This is a genomic window from Hyalangium gracile, from assembly GCF_020103725.1.
Lineage (GTDB): Bacteria > Myxococcota > Myxococcia > Myxococcales > Myxococcaceae > Hyalangium > Hyalangium gracile.
The window spans coordinates 243,533-267,150 of sequence record NZ_JAHXBG010000013.1 but is presented as its reverse complement, the minus strand read 5'-3'; the positions used below and the strand labels follow the sequence as shown (position 1 = coordinate 267,150).

The 23,618-nt window shown below is 71.2% G+C and carries 15 protein-coding genes; 8 read left to right on the top strand and 7 right to left on the bottom strand.

All coding sequences use genetic code 11. The features are described 5' to 3' along the window. Window positions 1–7: 7 nt before the first annotated feature. Window positions 8–2,407 carry a sensor histidine kinase gene (locus KY572_RS26510; protein ID WP_224245752.1) on the bottom strand — a complete coding sequence of 800 codons (2,400 nt, stop codon included), beginning with the start codon at window positions 2,405–2,407 and terminating at the stop codon, window positions 8–10. A gap of 239 nt (window positions 2,408–2,646) precedes the next feature. Between KY572_RS26510 and KY572_RS26505 the strand changes: the two genes are divergently transcribed. The 4 genes from KY572_RS26505 (at window position 2,647) to KY572_RS26490 (ending at window position 6,751) form a co-directional block, all read left to right on the top strand. After that, window positions 2,647–4,332, top strand: coding sequence for a LamG domain-containing protein (locus KY572_RS26505; RefSeq protein WP_224245751.1), 1,686 nt, complete (start codon window positions 2,647–2,649; stop codon window positions 4,330–4,332). Then, window positions 4,329–4,673: a hypothetical protein gene (locus KY572_RS26500; protein ID WP_224245750.1), complete on the top strand. Its 345-nt coding sequence runs from the start codon at window positions 4,329–4,331 to the stop codon at window positions 4,671–4,673. The genes KY572_RS26505 and KY572_RS26500 overlap by 4 nt, the downstream gene beginning before the upstream one ends. A gap of 913 nt (window positions 4,674–5,586) precedes the next feature. Continuing rightward, window positions 5,587–5,928, top strand: coding sequence for a hypothetical protein (locus tag KY572_RS26495; protein WP_224245749.1), 342 nt, complete (start codon window positions 5,587–5,589; stop codon window positions 5,926–5,928). A gap of 244 nt (window positions 5,929–6,172) precedes the next feature. Continuing rightward, a complete protein-coding gene (locus KY572_RS26490) occupies window positions 6,173–6,751 on the top strand; it encodes a hypothetical protein (RefSeq protein WP_224245748.1) in 579 nt (192 codons plus the stop codon). A gap of 10 nt (window positions 6,752–6,761) precedes the next feature. On the opposite strand, the gene KY572_RS26485 is transcribed toward KY572_RS26490, so the two are convergent. After that, window positions 6,762–7,724, bottom strand: a complete 963-nt coding sequence (locus tag KY572_RS26485; protein ID WP_224245747.1) for a Rossmann-fold NAD(P)-binding domain-containing protein — start codon at window positions 7,722–7,724, stop codon at window positions 6,762–6,764. Between the two features lie 164 nt (window positions 7,725–7,888). On the opposite strand from KY572_RS26485, the gene KY572_RS26480 reads away from it, so the two are divergent. After that, window positions 7,889–9,199 carry a DUF4082 domain-containing protein gene (locus KY572_RS26480; protein WP_224245746.1) on the top strand — a complete coding sequence of 437 codons (1,311 nt, stop codon included), beginning with the start codon at window positions 7,889–7,891 and terminating at the stop codon, window positions 9,197–9,199. A 117-nt stretch (window positions 9,200–9,316) separates the two neighbouring features. Then, window positions 9,317–10,729: a sigma 54-interacting transcriptional regulator gene (locus KY572_RS26475; protein ID WP_224245745.1), complete on the top strand. Its 1,413-nt coding sequence runs from the start codon at window positions 9,317–9,319 to the stop codon at window positions 10,727–10,729. Window positions 10,730–10,732: 3 nt separating this feature from the next. Here the strand turns inward: KY572_RS26475 and KY572_RS26470 are convergent, their stop codons facing one another. From KY572_RS26470 to KY572_RS26455, 4 genes are all read right to left on the bottom strand, one after another. Next, window positions 10,733–12,124 carry a serine/threonine-protein kinase gene (locus tag KY572_RS26470; RefSeq protein ID WP_224245744.1) on the bottom strand — a complete coding sequence of 464 codons (1,392 nt, stop codon included), beginning with the start codon at window positions 12,122–12,124 and terminating at the stop codon, window positions 10,733–10,735. 18 nt (window positions 12,125–12,142) lie between these two features. Further along, window positions 12,143–13,594: a hypothetical protein gene (locus KY572_RS26465; RefSeq protein WP_224245743.1), complete on the bottom strand. Its 1,452-nt coding sequence runs from the start codon at window positions 13,592–13,594 to the stop codon at window positions 12,143–12,145. A 161-nt stretch (window positions 13,595–13,755) separates the two neighbouring features. Continuing rightward, complete coding sequence (locus tag KY572_RS26460) at window positions 13,756–17,583, bottom strand: serine/threonine-protein kinase (protein WP_224245742.1); 3,828 nt, start codon at window positions 17,581–17,583, stop codon at window positions 13,756–13,758. A 15-nt stretch (window positions 17,584–17,598) separates the two neighbouring features. Beyond that, window positions 17,599–19,470 (bottom strand): OPT family oligopeptide transporter, encoded by a 1,872-nt coding sequence (locus KY572_RS26455; RefSeq protein WP_407659998.1) that lies wholly within the window; start codon window positions 19,468–19,470, stop codon window positions 17,599–17,601. Between the two features lie 295 nt (window positions 19,471–19,765). On the opposite strand from KY572_RS26455, the gene KY572_RS26450 reads away from it, so the two are divergent. Further along, window positions 19,766–20,389, top strand: coding sequence for a DUF2378 family protein (locus tag KY572_RS26450; RefSeq protein ID WP_224245741.1), 624 nt, complete (start codon window positions 19,766–19,768; stop codon window positions 20,387–20,389). Here KY572_RS26450 and KY572_RS26445 read toward each other — a convergent pair. Beyond that, window positions 20,334–21,206 (bottom strand): MnmC family methyltransferase, encoded by an 873-nt coding sequence (locus KY572_RS26445; RefSeq protein WP_224245740.1) that lies wholly within the window; start codon window positions 21,204–21,206, stop codon window positions 20,334–20,336. The two genes, KY572_RS26450 and KY572_RS26445, sit on opposite strands and share 56 nt — an antisense overlap. A 249-nt stretch (window positions 21,207–21,455) precedes the next feature. Between KY572_RS26445 and KY572_RS26440 the strand changes: the two genes are divergently transcribed. Beyond that, entirely contained in the window at window positions 21,456–23,324 is a 1,869-nt protein-coding gene (locus KY572_RS26440; RefSeq protein WP_224245739.1) for a hypothetical protein, read from the top strand. Window positions 23,325–23,618: the final 294 nt, after the last annotated feature.

Genomic DNA, 23,618 nt, shown 5'->3' with positions numbered 1-23,618 from the left:
CCCCGGCTCAGGAGCGCGGCAGGTGCACCGTGAACGCCGTGCCCTCCCCTTCCAGGGAGCGCACCTCGATGCGCCCGCCGTGCGCGCGGACGATGCTGTCCACGATGAAGAGCCCCAGCCCGATGCTGCGCCCGGCGTTGGCCTGCTCCGAGCCGCGCCGCATCGGCTCGAAGAGCTGGGGCAGCAGCTCCGGAGCGATTGGCGGCCCCTGGTTGTGCACGCGCAGGAGCACCTCATGCTCCGCGCCGCGCGTCTCCACCCGCACCGGTGTCCCCTGGGGGCTGTAGGCCAGGGCATTGCTCACCAGGTTGGTCACCACCTGCGTGAGCCTGTCCCCATCCCAGGCCCCCTCCCCTTCCCCCTGGCAGTGGAAGTCGATGACGCGCTCCGGGTGGGCCGCCTGCACCTCCTCGAGCGCCTGGCGCACCGTCGCGTGGAAGTCGAGCGCCTTGCGCTCGATGGGGATGCCTCGCCCGAAGCGGGCCTGGGTGAAGTCGAGCAGATCCCTCGTCATGCGGGTGGCGCGCTCGGCGGCGGAGATGAGCCGGGCCACGGACTTCGCCTGCCGCTCGGTGAGCTCCTCGCCGCGCAGCAGCACCTGGGCCGACAGCGTGATGGCGTTGAGCGGGTTGCGCAAGTCGTGGCTGACGATGCCGATCAGCTGCTGCTCGAAGCTGGCGCTGCGGCGCAGCTCCGCCTCCTGGCGCTTGATGTCGTCGATGTCCGTGCTCGTGCCCAGCCACTTGATCACCCGTCCGCTCTCATCCCGGGCCGGCACGGCGCGGGTGAGGTGCCAGCGGTAGACGCCATCCTTTCGCCGGAGGTGCTGCTCCACCTGATAGGGCTCGCCCGTCTCGAGCGAGCGCCTCCAGGCCACCAGCACCTCCGGAACGTTCTCCGGGTGGAGGATCCGGTGCCAGCCGGGCTCCAGCAACTCCGAGCCCTGCCGGCCCACCAGCTCGCCCAGGCGCTGGTTGACATAGTCCACCTGGCCGTCGGGACGGGCCGTCCAGACGATCTGCGGAATCGACTCGGCCAGGGTGCGGAACTCCCGCTCGCTGCGCACCAGCGCCTCGCGCACCTGCCGGAGCGCGGAGACGTCCTGCACGGTGCCGATGAAGCGCACCGCGCGCCCCTCCTCGAACCAGGCCTGCCCGCTGGAGTGTCCCCAGCGCAGGACTCCATCCTGGAGCCCCACCACGCGGTACTCGATGTCGAACCTGCTCCCCGGTGGCTCGGTGGCGCGCTTCACGGCGGCATCGACACGCTCGCGATCCTCCGGGTGCACCCCCGCGAGGAACGTGTCGTAGGTCACCTCCGCCTCGGAAGGCAGCCCGAAGATGGCCTTGCACCGCTCATCCCAGCGCAGCGCTCCCGTCACGGGGTTGTAGTCCCAGGTGCCCAGCTGCGCCGCATCCACCGCCAGGCGCAGGCGCTCCTCGCTCTGACGCAGCTGGGCGTTCGCCCCACGCAGCTGGCCGATGAGGAGCGCCCGGTCGACGATGCCGGACAGGTACTCCACCAGGGTCTCGAAGTAGCGGCGGGCCTGGGGCTCGAAGGAGCGCACCTCGGCCAGGCCCACGTAGAGGACGCCGAGCAGCTCGCCATGAGGCCAGAGCCTGAGCCCCAGCAGCGAGCGCAGTCCCGCCGTGCCGAGCCCCTCGGTGGTCTCCTTCAAGGCGGTGGTGGCGTCCGGCAGGTGGAGGGGCTCCTCGGAGCGGGACACCTGGCCGAGGAAGGACGCGGGAGCCAGGGGGATGGAGAGCCGGAGCGGGCGGCGAGAGCACAGGCCCGTGGCGACCGCCGCGACCAGGTTCCTGCCGGACGCATCCACGAGGAACAGCTCCGCCCCGTTCGCTCTCAGCGCATCCTGGATGACTTCCACCACGGGCATGAGCTGCTCGCACAGCAGGCTCGGATCTCCGTCGCGATCCAGGGTCTTGGGAGCGAGCGCGTCCAGCCTGCGCAAGGTGCGCTTCTCACGCTGCCGATCCTCCACGGAGTAGCCGCTGAAGAAGGCGATGGTGGAGTCCATCGCATCCTGGAGGTCGGCGAAGAGCAGGTCCGTGTCCTCGGGAGGCGGCTGCTCCTCCCGAGGCAGCTCCGCCCAGAGGCCCGCGATGAGGCTCCCCATCACCGTGTACTCGGTGGTGACCTCCTCCTGGTTGTAGCCCAGCCGAAGGCGCAACGAGAGGTGGGTCTCCTCGAGCCGCTTCTTCGTCCGGGCCTTGTCTCCCCGGTGTCCCTGCCGAGAGATGGCGACGAGCGTGTCCAGGTACTCGGGGAAGGTGTCCGTCAGCTCGTGAAGAGACAGGCCCCGAGCGGACTCCAGCTTGCCCACCTCCTCGGAGTAACGCCGGACGAGGTACGCATGGTTCCTCTCGATGAAGTCAGCGACGCTGGGCATATCGGTGGCGGTTCCACGAGAGCACGTGCCCGCCAGCAAACCGAGTCCAGACCGACCGTGCGGCTCCGCTCCGTGTCCTTCTCAACGCTGAAACACGTGGGGTGCCCCAATGGGCACTAGATCCCCAGGTCCTCCCGGACGTTCCTGAGTGTGCATTTTCGATCATTCTTCCTGTATTTCTCCGGGGTGCTTCGATGAATCGGTTGGAAGCAGTGCGTTCTGGGAGGGGCTCCTCCCGGATGGGTCCAGGTGTGCTCGCGCTCCTGGGGCTGTGGGGAACACTCACCGTCGGCTGCGGTGGAATCGCGGCGGAGGAGCCGCGGCCCGTCGAGCCGGTGGGAACCACGCAGGGCGCGCTGGGACTGCCGGGGCCCGTCGCCCACTGGGCCATGGAGGACGCCTCGGGCTCGAGCATGCTCGACAGCTCGGGCAACGGGGCCACGGGCACGCGCTACAACGGGTATGGGAGGACGCTCCAGGGGCGCATCAACTCGGCCTTCACCTTCGACGGGGTGGATGATCGCGTCGAGGTGCCGGACCGCCCCGCCTTCCACTTCACCAGCGCGATGACCGTCTCCGCGTGGGTGAAGCCCTCGCGAATCACGGGCCTGCAGTCGCTCGTGGGCAAGTGGTACTCGCCGGACGCGTATATCCTCCTGATCCAGGACGGGCAGTACCGCTTCACCGTGCAGCTCTCCAACGGGCAGCTGCCGTCTGTCTCCGCGCCCGCCACGGTGAACCAGTGGGCTCACGTCGCCGGTGTCTTCAACGGCTCGTCGATCCAGCTCTATGTGAACGGGGTGCTGGCGGCGTCGGCCCCCGCGCAGGGAACGATCCAGGACTCGGCGCGCCCGCTCGTCCTGGCCAACCACCCCTCGTGGAACGCCTACGCGGGAGCGCTCGACGAGGTGCGGCTCTACAACGTGCCGCTCACCTCGAGACAGGTCCGCTTCCTCGCGGAGGCCATGAAGCGGCGGCTGGCGGTGGTCCGCTACGATCCCATGACGCCCTCGGGCCGGCTGACGACGGTGCTCGGGTGGCCGAGCGCGACGACACGCGCGCAGATGCTGGTGGACACGCTGCAGGCCGTGACGAACGGCGCGGTGAACTACCAGATCGTCGAGAACGTGGTCATCAACGCGTTCCCGAAGAAGCTGGACGGCTTCCGCTACACGTACAGCACGTACATGGCGTGCCGCGCCGACCCGGCCAACTGCCACATGCCCGATGAGATGAGCTACGCGTCCATGCTGGCCGAGTACAAGACGGCATCGGGCAAGGATCTGTGCGCCCAGATCTCCTCGGGAGCCGTGGACGAGGTGTGGATGTGGGGCGGCGACTACTTCGGCTTCGACGAGTTCGCCTTCAAGATCCCCGGTGATCAGCCCGCCTACTCGCCCCAGCCGTACAACTACTGGATCTACGACGGACGGAAGAAGGATCTACCGGTGTGCGGGCGGACGTACTTCGTCATGGGCTTCAACTGGGACGTGGGCTTCGACAACCAGATGCACAGCTACGGGCACCGCATCGAGTCGGCGCTGACGATTGCGCCCCCGGGGCAGGGCTACTGGCACCGCTGCAGCACGCAGAGTTCTTGGACGCAGTTCACCTGCATCGATCAGGACGCGCCAGGCGGGGGCTCGTGCGGAGACGTCCACTATCCGGTGAATGGGGCCAGCGACTACGACTACGGGAACACGGCGGCGCGGATGAGCTCGTGCGCGCAGTGGGACACCTACCCGGAGATGAACCTGGGCAACCGGACGCCGGTGGACTGCTCCACGTGGGGCTGCTCGCAGGAGGGCTACCTGACGTACTGGCTGTCGCGCATCCCGAAGAACCCCGGCAACAGCACCACCGAGCATTACAACTGGTGGAAGTACATCGTGGACTACGACACCGTGTACCGTCCGCTTCCGTGACCCCTTCGGAAGCAGAGCCGCCCTACCCGGTGACGCCGGATGGGCGGTACTTCGTGGTGCGAGGCAGGCTCTGGCGCCGCAGCAACCCGGCGCTGGGGCCTCGCCAGCGCGCCACGCTGGTGGAGGCGCTGATGCGGGCCCGAGCGGACGTGCGCCGGGCACTGCGCGCGGGAGCTCGCGACGCCGAGCGCGACGCGCGAGCCCGCGTCCACCGGGCCAAGGTGGGCCTGGGCGAGCGCGGGCCGGTGTGGTGGAGCGACGGCGCCCCCGACTTCAACCGCAAGATGGCGCGCAACACGCCCTACGCGGAGTGGTACTCGCGGGTGATGCGTGAGACCTAGTTTCCCAGACAGGACGGGACGGCACGGCACGGTGCTGATTCCTCTCCTCTGTCTGCTGTCCGCCTGCACGACGAGTTCGGGAGTGACGCGCCCCATGCGTGACTTCAAGCTCTCGAGCCATGACCCGCCGGCGATGGCCTTGGAAGGCAGTGAGCACTCGAACCCTCTGCTCACGCCGCCTGCTGTTCTCCCGGAACACGACGACGAAGACCTGGAGAAGGCTCGACAGCTGGAAGCCGAGCGCGTCCAGGAGACGCTATGGGCCGCAGTGAGCTCGACGGAAGCGGTAGGTGCTGAGTGGGAGTTCCATTTCTGGTCCCACCGGGGCGTCATGACGCTCCTCTCCCTGCGCCTCACCAGGCAGGGCCAGGGACGTGCCGTCCCTGTCAGTCGAGGGGCCTTCCTCGAGCGCTTCAAGGAAGACCTCCCCACGCTGCTGGGTTCCCATGCACGGGAGGTCACCGTCACTCTCAAGCGTGAGGAGAGGAGCTGGAGCGCGGATCTCGAAACCTCCTCGCGGGACATGCCCCCCTCGCATGCGCGGACCGTTCCCTCCTTGCACGGTGGCACGTCCGCGGAAGAGCTCCGGGCGGCACTGCAGCTGGCGCGAAGCGTGACCCGGCTGATGAGCGTGCCTCGTGACGGCAGCGCACGGCTGGAGGTACGGGTGGGGCTGGAGGATGAACGCATCATGGAATGGGCTCCGGGTGCGATGGAGTCCTCCGGCGACGGCCCATCATTCCGTGCGTCCGACGAAACCGCCTCCCTCGTTCTCGGCCTCTTGCTGCCGTTCACGCACGCCCTGGGCGAACGCACGGTGGCCCTCACACTGCGGGGTGAACACAGGCGCGGCGAGGACAGGCCGCGCTGGCAGGTGGCGGAGGCTCGAACGCTGGAGCCCCCCCCGCCACCCATGGAAGTGGCCGACATCCATCAGGAGTACCGCGCACTGCACGAGCAGATCCTCGTCGAGTTCCAGGACCAGTCGCGCCACTACGCGGTGCTCGCGGCGGGCTTCACCCTGGAGCAGATCGCCTACGCCTTCGTGGGCGGCATCCTGCTCAAGCGAGCCCTGGTGCTCGTCGAAGTGGCGGCACCGACCATCGCATCCATCCTGTCCCGAGGCGGAAAGGGTGCGGTGAGCTGGTTCCGCACCCTCCTGGTCCGCGCGGCTCCCGAGGAGCACTACACCTGCACGTCCACGAAAGTGTCAGTACCGTCTGGCGCTCCACCCGGGATGTCTCGCATCGTCTGAAACCTCGGGACGTCGCGCGAGTCATCGACATCATCCACCACCACTATGGCCGCTGGTTCGACCGACTCTACGATGCAAAGGATGCTTCGGCGCTCGCCCGGGCCGAGCAGTCCGCGCTAAGCGAGGTGGCTCGGCTCAAGGCCTCACTCTCCCCATGAGATGAAAACGGAACGAGATGCTCACTGACTCCACGCTCCCTGGGCTCGACCAGCTCACGGCGGTCTGCCAGCGCCACTCCCTTCGGATGAAGCTCGCGCCTCCAGGGGTCCCCAGCCCGCAGCCAGGCGAGTCCATCCTCGGTACCCCCCTGGACCCCCAGCTCGCCGCCATCTACCGCCGCCTGGGTGCCGCCGAATTCTGGGATCTGGCTCTCCATGGCCTGACCTCGGACGAAGACGGCCTCATCCCAAGGAACGAGTGGCTGAGGAGGCGGGGACAGGTCCAGTACCGTGCCTCGCTCGTCTTCGGCTGGAAGCCAGGCTTCGCCTTCTACTACGGCACGGTTCCCCAACTGGCCAACTCTCGGGGAATCCAGCCCGTCATCTACATCCAGGCCATGGAGGCGCTGTTCGCGGTCCCCATTGCCTCGAGCGTTGACCGCTTCTTCCAGCTCTACTCACACTATCTCGAGCGCTTGGTGAGGAACCCGGGCTACGTCGGGAGCGGCATTCCCGACGTCACCTTTCCGTGGGACATGGCGGATCTCATCGGACAGGATGCAGCGCTGATGCGGCAACTCCATGCCGGCCGCTTCGACTTCCTGACCGACAACCAACGGGACGCGCTCGAATGGCTCCAGGAGTTGCGGGCGCTGCATCCTTGAGCAGGCTGATCTACCCGCTGCCCACCAGATCGAACATCTGCCCGACGCCCTTGGCACGCGCCACGTCGTAGAGCGCCTTCGCCAGCGCCACGTCCTGCACCGCCAGGCCCGTCGAGTCGAAGATCGTGATCTCGTCGCCCTTGCGCCCCGGCTTCCGGCCCGCCACCACCTCGCCCAGCGTGCCCGCGATCTGCTCCTTGCGGAGCTGCCCGTCGTGCAGCGGCACGTTCACCTCGCCCGAGTGCAGCGCCTGCTCCTCGTCGTCGATGAAGATGCGCCCCTCCAGCAGGATGCGCGGATCCAGCTCCTGCTTGCCCGGCGCGTCCGCGCCCATCGCGTTGATGTGCGCCCCCGCGCGGATCCACTCGCGCTTCACCACCGGCGAGCGCACCGGCGTGGAGGTGCAGACGATGTCCGCCCCCGACGCCTCCTGCAGGCTCACCACCCGCCCGCCCTTCTCCTTCTGCAGCGCCTGCGCCGCCGCCTCCGAGGCATCCGCGAGCAGCAGCTCCAGCCCCTCGAACAGCGCCCGGTGCGCGTCGATGAGCACCCGCGCCTGCACGCCACAGCCCACCAACCCCAACGTCCGCGGCTTGCCGCGCCCCAGGTACTTGGACGCCACGCCACCCGCCGCGCCCGTGCGCCACGCCGTCAGCAGCGTCCCGTCCATGATGGCCAGCGGCGACGCCGTCTCCGGATCGCTCAGCACGTACACCGCGCGCACCGTCGGCAGGTGGTGCTTCTCCGGGTTGCGCGGATGCGCGTTCACCCACTTCACCCCCGCCGCGCCGTCCAGGAACGCCGGCATCGCGCGGAAGTCACCGTCGTACTTCGGCAGCGAGAGGTACACCTTCGCGGGCATCAGGGCCTCGCCCAGGCCGTGCGCGCGGAAGGCACGCTCCACGGCGTTCAGGCCCAGCTCGACGGAGTAGAGGCTTCGGAGATCGTTCGCACTGAGGAGGAGGGTCGGCATGGGGGCGCCTTATAGCGGGGGAAGTCTCCACGGCAAACGACGCGGCACACGCCCCCGTTTCACCCGCGATGCCCCTTGTTCTGGATGAGCGGAAAGAAGTAGGAGTCCCGGTTTCACGGGTTGTGTCACTCGTCCCCAGCCAGCCTGCCGCGTCCCGGAGCCCCATGAGCCACCGCCGCCTCTCCACCCTCCTTCCCCTCCTGCTGTCCGTGCTGGCCCTCACCCGCTGCGCGCCGCCGGAGGCCTCCGAGCCGGACGCCCCCCTGGAGGAGAGCACCCAGGCCCTCAGCCCCGGCGGCGGCCTGCGCGTCATGACGTACAACATCAAGCACGGGGAGCTCAGCAGCCTCGAGGCCATCGCCAGCGTCATCAACGGCCAGGCCCCGGACATCGTCGCGCTGCAGGAGGTGGATGTCCTCACCAACCGCTCGGGCAAGGTGGATCAGGCCACGCGCCTGGGCCAGCTCACCGGCATGTACGCCTCCTTCGTGCCCTCGCTGCTCAGCTATGACGGGGGCCAGTACGGGCTCACGCTCCTGTCCCGCTACCCCATCGTCTCCTCGCAGCGCATCCCCCTCACCTCCGCCGCCGAGCAGCGCATCCTCGCCCTCTACGAGGTGCAGTTGGACGCCGCGCACCGCATCCCCGTGGGCGTCAGCCACTTCGGCCCCACCGGCGCCACCGAGCGCAACAGCCAGGCCGCCGAGGTGAAGGCCGCCCTCGCCGGGAGGACGTGGGCCGTCTTCGCCGGTGACTTCAACGCCACGCCCTCCGAGTCCAGCATCACCAGCCTGCTGCAGCAGTTCACCGACGCGTGGGCGCGCGGCGGCTCGGGCAGCGGCTACACCAGCTCCGCCAGCTTCCCCACCAAGCGCATCGACTACGTGATGCTCGGCTCCTCGTGGACGTCTCCCCTCACCGCCAGCGTCGTCGGCGCCTCGTCCCAGTCGGACCACCGCCCCGTCGTCGCCACCCTCATCCTGCCGTGGAGCCAGACGCTGCTGGGCGATCGCACCCCGGGCACCGCCGTCCAGGCGGACACCAAGGCCGTCGAGGTGGGCGTCCGCTTCCGCAGCAACGTGGCGGGCACCATCGAGGCGCTCCGCTTCTACCGCGGCACCGGCAACGCCAACGGCTACGTGGCCCGGCTGTGGACCCACTCGGGCACCCTGCTGGCCCAGGTGTCCGTGCGAGATGGGCGGCTCCCCGGATGGCAGGAGGCCACCCTCCCCGCCCCCGTCTCCATCACCGCGGGCACCACCTACGTCGTCTCCTACTACTCGTCCAACGGGCAGTTCGCGCGCGACGTGAACGGGCTCACCAACGCCATCGTCAGCGGCAACCTCACCGCGCCGGCCAGCGCCAGCGTGGGCGGCAACGGCGTCTACGTCTACGCCACGGGCGGAGGCTTCCCGACGAGCTCCTATAAGGACACCAACTACTGGGTGGACGTCCGCTTCAAGCCCGCGCAGTGAGCCCCGGGCCCGGCGCTGGCCTGGCTCGCTCCCAGCCAGGACGCCTCCCCGGCCAGCGCCCGAGCCCATGACCTGGAGTCCACCGTCCACCCAGGTGAACAGTGGTAGCTTGAGCCCATGGCGCCGTCAGATCGAAACCGAGACATTCTGCTCACCCTGGACTCCCAGGGTCAGGGGAACCCCGAGGGCGGAAGCGCCGAGGGCGGCAACCTCCACGAGACGCTCCCCTACGAGCACGCGCGCCGTCCGGAGGGCCTGCCCGCCGTGCGCCGCTTCCGCCTCACGGTGGTGGAGGGCCCCGGGCTGGGCACCTTCTGGGAGTCCGCCTCGGACGTGTGCTCCATCGGCTCGCACCCGCTCAATGACTTCCCGCTGGATGACTCCACCGTGTCGCGCTTCCACTGCGAGGTGCGCATCGGGCCGCGCGGCCCCCAGGTGAAGGACCTGGACAGCACCAACGGCGTCATCGTGGACGGCGTGCAGGTGGCGGAGGGCTACCTGCGCGGCGGCAGCCTGCTGCGGCTGGGCCGGGCCGTGCTGCGCTTCGACTTCAGCGCGGAGAACAACCGGCTGCAGCTGTCCGCGCACACGCGCTTTGGCTCCCTGGTGGGCACCTCGGTGGCCATGCGCGGGTGCTTCGCCCTGCTGGAGCGCGCGGCGGCCCGTGACGTGACGGTGCTGCTGGAGGGCGAGACGGGCACCGGCAAGAGCCAGGCCGCCCAGGCCGTGCACGAGGCCAGCTCCCGGCGGGACAAGCCCTTCATCGTCGTGGACTGCGGCGCCATCCCCTCCAACCTGCTGGAGAGCGAGCTGTTCGGCCACGAGAAGGGCGCCTTCACCGGCGCCATGGGCCGGCGCGCCGGCGCCTTCGAGGAGGCCCACGGCGGCACCGTCTTCCTGGACGAGATTGGCGAGCTGCCCGCCGAGCTCCAGCCCAAGCTGCTGCGCGTGCTGGAGAACCGGGAGATCCGCCGCGTGGGCAGCAACACCTACCAGCCGGTGGACATCCGCCTCATCGCCGCCACCCACCGCGAGCTGCGCGGCGAGGTGAACGCGGGCCGCTTCCGCTCGGATCTCTTCTTCCGGCTCGCGGTGCTGCGCATCACCCTGCCCTCGCTCCGCCAGCGGCCGGAGGATCTGCCCACGCTGGTGGAGAAGCTCCTGGCCTCGCTGGGCGCCGCCCCCGAGCACACCCAGGCCCTGCGCACCCCCGAGTTCATCTCCCGGCTGCAGCACGCGGCCTGGCCGGGCAACGTGCGAGAGCTGCGCAACTACCTGGAGCGGTGCCTCGTCTTCGAGGACGCGCTCGCGCTCTCCGAGGAGCAGGCGCGCACCGAGGGGACGCTGGAGATCGATCCCACCCAGCCCTACGCGGAGCAGCGCCGCCGGGTGATGGACGACTTCGAGCGGCGCTACCTGCGGGCCCTGCTGGAGAAGCACCAGGGCAAGGTGGCCCAGGCCGCCACCACCGCGGGCGTGGACCGCGTCCACCTCTACCGGCTGCTGCGCCGTCACGGGATAAAACCGTGAGCCTCAGCGGCGGCCGGTGACGCGCGCCAGGCCCGCCGCGCCTCCGGGCTCCACCCGGAAGTCCGCCTCCAGCCCGTGCACCGCCGCGCCCGTGGCGGCCAGCCCATGGCCCGAGTGTGCCGCCCACCCCGGCAGCCACAGCAGGCCACCCGGCTCCGAGGGCGTGGGCCCCGCCAGCTCTCGAGGCGCCGGCGCCGCGTCCACATGCACCGTGAGGCTCAGCCTCACCCGACGCAAGGGCGTGAGCGCCCCGGCGTACTCGAGCAGATCCAGCGCCGCCGTCAGCACCCGGGCTCGGGCGGAGTGCTCCCCGGCCACATCCTCGGGCAGCGGCGCCGCCGCGAGCAGGCACCCCGCCCCGTCCACCTTCAGCTCCAGCCCGGCGACGCGCGCCACGGCGCCCGCCCGCTCCAGCACCAGATCCAGCTGCTCCAGCGAGGTGGCATCCGGCTCGCCGTCCACGTGCGCCTCCGCGTAGAGCGCCACCGCGCGCCCCACCCGCGCCGGCCCCTGGCCTCCCCGCACCGCGCGCCGCAGGTCCTCCAGCAGCTCGTCCACGTCCGCGTAGCGCTCCTCGCGCCGCTTCTGCAGGCAGCGGTGCACCACGCCATCCAGCGCGGCCGGCACCGGAGCGCGCTCGCTCACCCGGGGGGGCGGCGCGTGCAGGTGCTGCTCCTCCACCTCGTGGGAAGTCGCCCCCTGGAAGGGAGGCTGCCCGGTGAGGAGCTGGAAGAGGAGCACGCCCATCGCGTACAGGTCGGTGCGCGGATCAGGCACCTCGCCGCGGATCTGCTCCGGCGCCATGGACAGCGGGGTGCCCAGCACCGCGCCCGTCTGCGTCAGCGTGGAGGCGCCCGGGGCCTCCGGGGACAGGCCCTTGGCCACTCCGAAGTCCACCAGCTTCACGCGGGGCTCGGGCCCTCCGGGCAGCCGCATCACGTTCTGCACCTTCAGGTCCCGGTGCACCACGCCTGCCTCATGCGCGGCCCGAAGCGCGGCGCCCACCTGCTCCAGCACCTCCAGCGCCTCGGAGGCGGAGAGCGGCCCTTTCGTGGCCAGCTCGGCGGCCAGGTCCTTCCCCTCCAGCCACTCCATGGCGATGAAGGGCCGGCCGTCCGCCAGCTCTCCGTACCCCAGCACCTCGACGATGTGCGGGTGGCGCAGCCGCTGGAGGGTGTCCGCCTCGCGGCGGAAGCGCCGCAGCGCGGTGCTCGTCTCGGTGAACAGCGAGCGCATCACCTTCAGCGCCGTGGGAGCCCCGGTGCGCAGCTCCCGGGCGCGGTAGAGGATGGAGACGGGCCCCTGGTAGTGGAGCTGCTCCACCACCCAGCCGCCCACCAGGGCGCCGGGGGACAGCTCCTCTCCGTAGAGCGACTCCTCTCCTCCAGGGACCATGGGCTCCTTGTAGCGCGCCTACTTGCGCTGGCACACGCCCGACTTGGGGGAGCCGACCGTCACATCACACGCCTGGTTGAGGTAGACGGTGAGGGGCTCCGCCCACAGCGTGCCGGTGTTGTCGCGGCAGCCCGCGAAGTCCCCGTCTCCCTCCACCCGCGAGCCATCCTCCGTAGCGCACATGGACGTCGGGTAGGAGCGGTGGCTCGGATCCACGCACGTGCCCACCACCTTGGCGGCGCAGTTGGAGCCCGAGGAAGGCAGCGCGCACACCCGGTGGGCCGCCGTGGCCGCGCCGGCTGTCCAGCCCGCGTCGAAGCAGGAGTACATCCGCAGGTACACGGAGCCGTGCACCACCTGCCCCCTGCCGATCACCTGATCCCCCTCCACGTAGACCTGCACGGCCAGCGCCCCCGGATCGAAGATCGTCCCGTAGTAGGCGCCCTCCCGCTGGGCGAAGACCTCCGCCTCGGACAGGCGGTAGTCGGCTGGCGCCGCCACCTGCACCGTCGTCAGCACGGCCAGGTTGCTGTTGAAGGAGCCCTTCATCACGTTGAAGTACCCTGACGCCGGGCAGGTGAACGACACCGCCGGAGCCAGCTGGCTGCAGCTTCCCTGGCTCTGGGCCAGCATCCGCTGGCTGGCGTTGTCACACCCGGCGATGCCGTCGCACACCCGGAGGATGGCCCGCCCCAGGTTGCTGGAGCCCAGCATGGGGCCGGTGCAGTCGTCCGGCGCGCGCCCCCCGGCCCCCAGCCGCACCGTCTGGCCCGGCGTGCAGCTGCCGATGGAGTCCACCGCCCAGCCGCAGTTGCGTGCCGCGCCCAGGGTGGCCAACTCGCACTCGCTGATGCTCGCCAGCCGCGACGAGGTGTCCGGATCGTACGCGGAGGGGCGCGCCACGGCCTCGAGCGGGTAGGCGCTCAGGTTGGTCGGGTGCTCGCCCCGGACGGACAGCTCCACCCGCAGGCCGAAGGCGTTGTTGCGCGCCAGCAGACAGGAGGACACCCGCTCCAGACACCCTGGGGAGGGAGCCTGCGTGGCCCACTCCGGACACAGCCCCAGCGAGCCGGGCCAGACGTCCTGAAGTCCCGTCAGCGGGTTGGTCCACTTCAGGTCCTGCCCCGTCTTCAGCGCGCAGCTCACCACGTACTTCATCAGCTGCTGCGCGTTGGGATCCTTGAGCTGGGTGTTGATGTACGGGTTGCCCGGCGGGAGGAAGAGCGACGTCAGCGAGCTCGTCCCCATCATCTGGTTGGCCGTCGGGTTCGTCGTCAGCGCGTTGAGCGTGAGCGCCTGCGTCGACAGGGAGTTGGGGATGCGGATGGCCGCCTCCTGCGTCTCCCACTCCATGCCCGTCTCGTCCCCGCCCTCCCCCGGCAGGGCCTGCCCGCAGCCCCCCAGCACGAGCAGCACCGAGACCCCCGCCCCACGAACCCACTGCCGCCAGGAACGCGCACGAACCTTCATGAACTCTTCCTCCGTTTCAAGCTCAGCCAACATTGCAAAGCTCGGAAAGCACGTAGCGCGCCAACCTCCGAACGGAGGCTCTCAGAGGGCCGGCAGGCTGGGGGTCCGGGGGCTGTAGCGCGGGGAGCTACAAGCGTCGGGCACACGAGTAGCGCTCCGCGCTACACCCTCTCTTCGAGCGCCTGTCGGAGGGGATGTAGGCGCGCGCGCCACAAGGGAGCTCCTTCCACGGCGCGCTCCGCTCGTGCGAGCCACTCACGTGCTTCCCCCACGCGCCCGGAACGCAGCGCGCCACGCGACACCTGGAGCAGGATCTCTGCCATCTCATCGGCCGAGGCGCAGGACTCGGCCTCGGCCACCAGGGTGCGCCACTCCTCGCCGCCTTGAGCGGCGCCCGTCTCGGCCTCGCGCACCGCCAGCTCCACCAGCCTGCGCATGATGGCGGTGGGGGGCAGGGACTCGGGGGCGCAGCGGGCCTGGATCCACCGCAGCTGCCGGGCCGCCTCCGCCGTGTCCCCCAGGGCCATGGCGATCCGGGCGATGAGCAGCGCGTCCATGGGCACCGGGTGCTCCTGGAAGAAGCGCACGCCCAGCTCGTGCGCGCGGCGGGCCAGCGGCAGGGCCTCCTCCAGCCGGCCCTGCATGTACAGCACCTCGGCGAGGTTGAAGGTGGACCAGCGCTCCACCTGGGCGTGGCCCAGCTCGCGCCCCAGCGCGATGGCGCGGCGCAGGTCCTCCTCCATGCGCGCCACATCCCCCAGCTTGAGCCACAGCAGCACCCGGGCGGTGCTGGTGGCCGCCAGTTGCAGGGCGTCCCCCACCTGCGCGCAGCGGGCCAGGGCCTCCTCGAAGCACGCGGCGGCCTCGGCCGTCCGGTCCAGGAACGTCAACGCCGAGCCCAGCATCGCCAGGGCCACCACGTGCGTCTCGTGCTCCCTGGCCAGCTCCGCTCCCTCGGCCGCGGAGCGGAGCACGCGCGCGGCGGGCTCCCACTCTCCCAGCCGGACGTGCAGCCGGCCTCGGGCCAGGGTGCAGCGCAGCGAGAGGCGGGGATCATCCAGCCGCTCGATGCGCTCCATCGCCTCGCGCGTGCAGGCCGAGGAGCCCTCCACGTCCTCCATCCAGTCGCGGGCGGTGGCCTCCTCCAGCAGCAGATCCACGACGCGGGGCTCGTCCCCCAGCGCCTCGGCCAGGGCGCGCGCGGCGGACAGATCGGCCAGCCCCTCGCGGAAGAGCTGGAGCCGGTGGCGCACCCGCCCGCGGCCCGCCAGCGCCTGCGCGCGCAGGGCCCGCTGCGGCTCGGGCAGCAGCGAGAGGGCGCGCGTATAGGACTGCTCGGCCTCCACCAGCAGGTGGGTGCCGCGAGCCTCCTCCGCCAGCGCGAGGAAGGCCCTGGCGGCATCCAGGTGGGCACCACAGCCCGCGGCATGGTGCGCTCGGCGGCGGCGCTCGGAGGGCCCCTCGCCCTCGAGCGAGCGCAGGGCGGCGGCATGCAGGGCCCGGCGGGTGGAGGCAGGCAGCGCCGCCTCCAGGGCGTGGCGCAGCAAGGGGTGCCGGAAGGCGAAGCGGCCCCGCTCCGTCTGGCGCATGAGCCCCGCGCGGACCAGGCGCGCCAGCCCCGCCCCCGCGTCCCACAAGGCCACCCGCTCCACTTCCTCCCGCGCTTCCAGGTGCCGCAGCGCCGCGTCCACCCGAGCCACGTCCACCTCGTTGCCCAGCACCGCGCACAGCTGCGCCAGCACCTGATGCACCTCGGGAAGCTCGGCGAGGGCGCGCGCGGCCAGGCGCTCGAAGAGCGGCGTGACCGAGACGTCCAGCAGCGCATCCGGGGCCAGGTACCACCCTCCGCCGGGAGAGGCGCGCAGCGCCCCCGCGGCCCGCAGCGCTCCCGTCAGCTCCACCAGCGACAGCGGCACGCCCTGCGCGAGCTGCTCCAGGCGCGCGAGGACGGGCTCGGGGACGAGCTCCACCGGGTGCAGCAGGGAGAAGAGCAGGGCCCGGCTGGCCTCGGGAGACAGGGGCGGCAGGGCGTGGCGGGACACCCGGGCGCTGCGCTCGCCGAAGTGAGGGCGCAGGCCCAGCAGCGAGGGGCGTCCGGCCACGCAGATCCACAGGGGCGCCTGGGCGCCGGCCAGGGTCGCCATCTCCAGCAGGTCCAGGCTGGTGGGATCGGCCAGGTGGGCATCGTCCAGCAGCAGCACCAGCGGCACCTGCCGCGCGCGCTGGCGCAGCCCCTCGGCCAGGGCGCGTGCGTCGGCATGGCGCCGGGCCCCCGAGGAGGCCGAGGGAGCCGCGGGGCGAGCGTCGCGCTCGAGCGCAGCGGCGCTCCTCAAGGACTGGAGCAGCATGTCCGGCGAGGTGCTGTCGGGAGGCAGGGCCCGGAAGCTGAGCACCCGGAGGCCTCCCTCCGCCTCCCAGCGCGCGGCCAGGGACTCCAGCAGCCGCGTCTTCCCGTGGCCCACCTCGCCCGTCAGGACGCAGAGGCCCGGCACGCCGTCGGCGAGGCACCGCGCCGCCTCCGCGCGCAGCTCCTCCAGCAGCGCCTCGCGCCCCACCAGCGGTGGAGCCTCGGAGGCGGAGGACGCGGCGCCCCGCTCGAGGACGAGCAGGCGCTCGCCGCCGGGCCCCGGGCGGGTGGCGCGGGCTTCGAGGCCCGCCGAGGCCTCGGGAGTGACGAGCACCTGCCCCTTCGTGAGCTCCGGCGGCCACCAGCGCTCGGGAGACTCCAGGGCGGTGCCGGCGACGCGGGTGGTGGCGGCCCCGGGGCGCACGTGCAGCTCGGCGAGGTGGAGGACGGCCGCGGCCTCTCCCTCCTCGACGAGCCTGCGCGCGGCGAGGGAGGCGGCTCGCAGGCTGGCCTCGGCGGAGAGGGACTCGGGAAAGGCGACGAGGTAGCCCGCGGGCCGTGCTCGCGCGAGCGTGCCCCCATGGGGCTCGACCGCCGCGAGCAGCACATCCACGGGCGCTCGCGTCCTGACGCCCAGGAGCGCCACGGGCCGCTCCCCCGCCCCCGAGGCCACGGCCGTGGAGGCACTCGGAGCCACCTCCGAGACCATGGGCCCCGTGACGTGGCACGCGGCCTCGAAGGCGGCGAGCACATCCGCGGCGCGGGCAAAGCGGCCAGCGGGGGCCTTGTCCAGGCATCGCCGCACCACTTCGTCGAGCGCCGACGGCAGCTCGGCGCGCTCCGAGACACGCGGGGGGCGGAGGCTGACATGCCCATGGCGCACCTCGTCCGCGCTCCCGGTGAAGGGCGGCGTCCCGGTCAACAGCTCGAAGAGCAGGACACCGATCGCATAGATGTCCGCGGCCGTCCCGGCCTCACGAGCATCCAGACACTGCTCGGGCGCCATGTAGACGGGAGTGCCCAGCCGCTGGCCCTCGCGAGTGAGCTCGGCGGGCTCCTCGCCCGGCACCTCCTCGCCCGGCGTGTCGGGGAAGCGCGCGAGCCCGAAGTCGAGGAGGCTGAGCGCGCCGCCCTCGCGCAGGAAGATGTTCTCGGGCTTCAGATCGCGGTGGGCCACTCCGGCGGCATGCACGCGCTCCACCGCCGCGCACAGGCCGGCGAGCAGCTCTCGCACCCGAGGCACGGAGGCGGCACCCTTCCCCGGCAGCGTGGCCATCCACGCGGCGAGCGTCTGCCCATGCAGCGCCTCCAGCACCAGGAAGGGCCGCCCGCCCGCCGTGCCATGCTGGAACAGCTCGGGCACGGTGGGTGGGCCCACCCGGCGCAGCGCGGCGGCCTCGCGGGCGAAGCGCTCGGGATGGGAGCCATGGCCGACCTTGAGGGCCACCTCGCGCCCATCCACCGCCTGATAGGCGGTGAAGACGTGCGAGAAGCCGCCGCTGCCCAGCTCGGTGGCGGCACGCAGGCCAGGCACACTCGGGAGCGGAAACGGCTCGGGAGGTGGGGCTGGCGGTGGGCGCTCGCCATGCACGGGGCACGCCGCGCCGGGAGCAAGACGGCGGTAGCAGACCGGACAACGCATGGGCTCCCTTCGAGGCTACCAGACTGATCCCAGTGCGGCGATGACGACTCCAACGAGCCCTTCGCCCGCGATGAGCCCCGCGGACAGAGGTAGCACCCGGCCCTCCACGGAGGCGGGACGCACGCGCTGCGTCACCGCCATCGCCAGCCCTCCGATGAAGAGGCCCATGGAGGTGGACGCCGGCAGCAGACACGCCAGCCCCACCCCCAGCGGCGAGGGAGCCCAGCGCCGCAGCCGCTCGGGCAGCAGGTGCTCGGCGAGGGTGAGCACGGCCGCGGCGAGCGCCGCCCAGGCCACCGCGGCTCGAATGGCGGGCGAGAGCCCCTCCAGGCCCGAGGCGAGCACCTCGGCGACGCTCGCGGTGGTGAAGGCCGCGGGGGCTGGGAAGCGCTCTCCGCCCAGCGCGGAGCGGTCCGGCACCAGCAGGTAGAACAGGGGCACGACGGCCAGGGCGCCCACGGCCGTCCCCAGCAGCTGCGCGAGGAACTGGCGCCGCGGGTGGGCGCCCAGCAGGTGCCCCGTCTTGAGATCGCTCAAGAGGTCCGCCGCGGAGGAGGCCGCGTTGACGGTGATGCCGGCCGTCACGAGGTTGGCCTCCACGTTGCGCGGCAGCAGCACGCCATAGGTGAGCTGCGTCACCTGCCCCAGCGGCCCCACGGGCGTGGCATCCGTCTCGCCGGTGACGCGACAGGCCATCAGGCACAGGATGAAGGACAGCCCCACGGCGAGCGTGGCGTGGAGCACGGGGATGCCAAAGCCCACATGCGCCACGGCCACGGTGGCGGGGGTGAGCACCGCCATCCCGGCGAGCAGCCAGCCCCGCGGCACCTGGAGCGCGTCCACCGGATGCGGCGGCCGGTTCCGCGCGGCCCCCCACCCTCGCAGCGCGCGCGCCAGCGTCCGGCCCTGGAGGGCGAAGCGCAGCAGCGACGCGGTGGTGAGCGCGGCGGCGCCCGGCCAGAGCCCCCAGGTGAGGAGCGCACCCACTCCCCCCTCGGCGGAGATGTGGCCGGCCGAGATCAACCTCGGCGCCACCAGCCCATGGAACACCCCCGCGCCCAGCAGCATGGAGGCGGTGGTGCGCAGCCCCAGGAGCGCCCCGGCCCCCACGGGCAGCAGGCTCGTCTCCAGGGCAAAGCCCAGCTTCTCCAGAGGCACCCCGCCCAGCGAGCCGGGGAGAGGCCACGCGGCGGGGATGCGGCCCAGCGCCTCGCGCCCGGCGGTGATAACCCCCGCCACCAGCCCCCCCAGCCCCAGCGCCCGCAGCCGGGCAGCGGCCTCGGCCCCCGTGCCGTTGAGCGCATGCACGGTGACGGCGGCGGCGGTGCCGGTGGCGAAGGGGAGCTGCTCGCGATCCACCAGCTGCCGCTTGAGCGGCACGGCGAAGAGGACGCCCAGCGCGGACAGCAGGAACGTCCACGCCAGCAGCGTCCACCCGGGCGGGTGGTGGCCCTGGGTGATGAGGTACGCCCCCTGGACGGACACCAGCGCGCCCCCGGTGGCATAGCCCGCCGCGGAGGCCACCGCCTGTGAGCAACACGCCTCCAGCGGTGACAGGGGCGCCCCGCCGAGCCCGGGCGAGAGCCGGCGCAGCAGCCCATGGGTCATCTGCGCCAGCAGCACGGCGGTGACGGCCACGCCGAACTGCAGGCCCACCTTCAGCCCGGCATACAGGTTGGTGGCACAGGTGACGACACCGACGGCGCTGCCCAGCAGCACCGCGCGCAGGGTGAGCTGCGGCAGCCGATCCCCCCGGTACACCTGGCGCAGCCAGAAGGTGTCCGCCGCCTCGGGAGTGTCGCCGGGGACGCGCAGCAGCATCCGCGAGGGCGGCACGGAGGTGGCGTCCTCGGGCTCGGGCTCGAGGCGGAGTGCTGGCTGGGCCATGGGGAAGGCTCCATCCTGCCACCGCGCCCCCTTCCCGACCCTCCCTGGAAAGCCCGAAGTGCCTTCCCGCTCGGTCCACTGGCAGACTGTAGGAGGATGTGCCCGTAGCGGAATATTTGCCGGGAGGTAGAATCCAACCCGCCCCTGACTTCACTGCTTTTCGCACTAAGGAGGACTTGGGTTCACTCCTGGTGCTTCCCGTCGCTGCCGAGCCGCACCGAGAGCATCGTCACACTGAACATTCTTTCACCAACGACCGAGCAACTCTCCGCCCGGTCGAGTAGGGTGTGCTGCCATGACGCCAGAGAAGCTCGTTCACGCACAGACCGTCGAAGCGCTGTTCGTCCGTGCCTTCGAGAACCGCCTGACGCCGGCTTCCCGAGAGGCCTTCAAGAAGGTGGGCCTGGACCTGGACCGGAAGCTGGAGCGGTCCTACACGCTGGAGCAGTGGAGGACGTTCCTGCGGACCGCCGCGGCGCACATCTACGGGGGAGTCCCCGCCGAGGCCGCCTACTACTCGCTGGGCGGGCGCTTCATGGACGCGTGGTTCGGCACCTTCTTCGGCAAGGCGCTGCTGGGCATGGCCCGGCTGGCGGGCCCCCGGAGGATGCTGCTGCGCGCCGCCCACGGCTTCCGCGCGGGCAACAACTTCAGCGAGGTGCGCGTGGTGGAGCGTGGCCCCACCTCGGTGGAGCTGTGGATGAATGACGTGATGGCGGATCAGCCCACGTTCGCCGCGGGCCTGCTGTCGCGGGCGGTGGAGCTGGCCGGGGGCTGGCGCGTGGTGGCCATCCCCGAGGGCTTCGACGGCACCTGCTGCACCTTCCACATCCGCTGGTCCGAGGCCCCCGCCGTGGAGACGCTCACCCCGGGCGCCACTGCGGATGGGCAAGCAGCCGCGCCTCGACCTCGGGCGTGAGCTCGGCCCCATGTGGGGCCCTGGAGGAGGAGCGGCGCCACCGCTCCAGCCACCGGGCCCCCAGCGGGGCCTGCAGGGCTTCCAGGCGGGTGGCCGCCACCGTCGTCTCACCCTTGGTGCCGGTGGACACCCCTGCTCCCACATAGAAGCCCGCCAGCAGCAGCGTCACCCGGGTGGGCGTGGCCGCGCTGTACGTCATCAGCAGGGCGCCCTCCCCCTCCTGGCGGCAGTGGGCGCGCACCTGTGAGAGCACCCCTTCGGTCCACATCTCCGGGTTGGAGGCGGGCGAGAAGGGATCAAAGTAGACGAAGTCCACCGGGGGCAGTGGCTCCTTCAGGTGGGCCAGCGCGTTGCCCAGGCGCAGCCGCCAGCGCAGCCCCTCCGCCTCCCACACCCCGTCGCGCATGAGCGCCTCGGCGGCCTCGCGGAAGGGCTGGAGGAAGGGGAAACCCGAAGCGTCCGCCAGGGCGAGCCGCAGCGGCGCGAGCTCCACCTCCAGGCTGACGACTTCGAGCGGCCGGCGGCGCTCGGCCCCCAGCTCGCGCGCGCACGAGAGCGCGGCCACGGCGTTGGTCGCGGCGCCCAGCCCCACGTCGAGCAGGACGAGCGGCGGGCCCGGCTGGCGCAGGCGCTCGGCCAGGCGCGGCTGCTCCACATAGAGGCGCAGCGCCTCCTGCCAGGGGCCCACGCTCGGGTGCATCACCTCGCCGTGCCCCAGGTGCCGCACGGCGCGCGCGCCGTTGCGCAGCGTCACCAGCTCGAAGTCGCCGTCGCGCGGAGAAGTGTCGGGCCCGGGCTCCCCGTTCGGAAGTGCCATCCGGCTCCCTCTATCGACACGGGCGCGCCCTGGGAAGAGGTGACGGCGCAGGCCGCTCCGCCGCCGAGTAGCCCGGGAAGCCACAGGCCGGCGCTGGCTGTGACTCCGCGAGTTACTGCTCTACCCCCGCTTCCGAGGGAAGCGCTCCTGTCAGCTCCCTGGCCCGCGCCGTGCACCACGGTGTCGCGTGTCGATGACGACCCCAACACCGGGGGATTTCCCCCGGTCATGGACACCGTGGAGCCTCACATGAAAAAGCTGAAGCATCCCTTCACCATGAAGTTCCTGCGCGGCGTGCTGACGCCGGCGCTGGCCTCGGTGGCGCTGCTGAGCGGCAGCGCCATGGCCCAGCAGGAGCCGCCCCCCGAGGAGGAGCCCAAGTACGAGGAGGTCATCCTCGAGGAGGGCAACGGCTGGCAGCTCAAGCACATCAAGGGCACGGCGCTGGACGAGCGGACCAAGACGTACCAGCCCTACGAGGAGAAGGTCTTCACGCTCACGCCGAAGGGCCTCTACGAGGCGCCGCTGGCCGGCGGCGTGAGGGAGGAGCTGATCGCGGACGCGAGGGAGGAGACGGACGTCTTCACCCTCAACCAGCGCATCCTCGAGGAGATCGACATCTCCGAGAAGCAGGGCTTCCTGACGCCGGCCCTGAAGGAGCTGGCCCAGCCGGCCGACGAGGTTCCGCCCGATGAGAAGTCGAGCGGCATCGAGCGCAACGGCTACACCCAGTTCGGCTCGTGCTCGGATCAGATCCACACCCGCTCCAAGTCGCTGAACATCAACACGCCGCTCAACTGGTCCGGCAACCTCGGCGGTGGCTTCTCGGGCAGCCTGTCGGCCTCGGGCAACCTGTCGGGCTCGGCCACGGGCGAGGTGCAGTTCGCCATCAAGCGCAAGAAGGTGCTGTGGTGGTGCGTGCCGTACGGCGCGAAGTTCAACCACGCCCACGTGTGGGGCAACGCGAGCGTGGCGTACGGCGCCAACGTCAACGGCAACCTCAGCTACAACTGGGCCTGGCAGACGCAGATCGCCAAGCCGAGCCTGGGCTCGCTGTCCTTCTGGATCGGGCCGGTGCCGGTGTACATCGGCTTCAACCTGCCCATCAACCTGGGCATGGACGTGCAGGCCTCGGTGACGGGCAACCTCACCTACAACGGCTCGCAAACGGCGACGGGCTCCTTCAACTACACGTGCACGCTCAGCGGGTGCTCGGGCAGCTCCAGCTACAACCTGGGCGGCAACACGCAGAACACGCTCACCGGCAGCGTCTCGGGCCGCGTGTACCCCAACGTCTGGGTCCAGGTGGCGGTGCGCGCCTACCTCTATGACGAGTGGCTGGCCTACGCGCAGATCGGCGTGCGTCCCTACCTGCGCGGTGACTTGTGGGGCTACTACGGCAACGCCTGCGGCGACGCGGATCAGAACGGCGCCAACGAGACGGTCAGCGCCCTCACCTTCGATCTGGACTGGCAGCTCTACCTGACGGGCGAGGCGCGGGCCTTCGGCAACTCGCCGACGCAGTGGAACAACCTGTGGAGCACCCCGCGGCGCCACATCAAGTTCTGGGATCTGATCGGCTCGAGCGCGCTGCGTCCGATGACGAGCGGCCCGGCGTCCACCACGGTGGGCACCAGCACGGCCTACAGCGCGCGGATGCGCCCCTGCTGGCCGTACAGCGATCAGATGGGCTACCGGTTCGACTGGGGTGATGCCTCCACGACGACCTTCAACGGCGCGGCCCACGCATGGAACGCGAGCAGCCACGCCTGGGCGGCTCCTGGGACGAAGACGCTCTCCCTGACGGCCCAGAGCGACACGCATGGCCGCACCCTCAACCAGACCACCACGCGCGGCGTGAAGGTGGTGGGCTGGACGCCGTGGCTGAACCGCGATGCCCCGGGCGGCGTGGGTGACTACGAGACGCTGTCGGACTTCCTGGCCGCGGGCCAGGCCTGCTCCAACCCGACGGCCATCGAGTGCCGCACCACGGGCGGCGTGCTCTGGAACCAGACGGGCCAGGTGTACAGCTGCACGCTGAGCGGCGGCGCGTGCCAGAACAGCAACCAGAGCAACGGGCAGTGCCTGGACTACATGGTGCGCTTCTACTGCCCGTAAGGCAGCTCTGAAGGGCTGAAGTGGAAGCAACGGGCAGGCTCCTGGACAGGGGCCTGCCCGAATCATTTGGGGGCCCTGGCGCTGGCCCCGGGCCTTCAGCTTGGCACGTGCTCGCCCTCGATCCCGAGAACGCGGTGGCCCTGCAGCTCTCCGGGTGGCTCAAGCAACGGGACGAGGAGCTGAACCGTCAGCCTCCACCCGTCTCCCCCAGGGCTCTACAAGGCGGCCGAGGCAGCGAAGGACGTCTACCTCCAGGCGTACGCGCTCGAGGACAGCGAGCCGAAGAAGAGCATC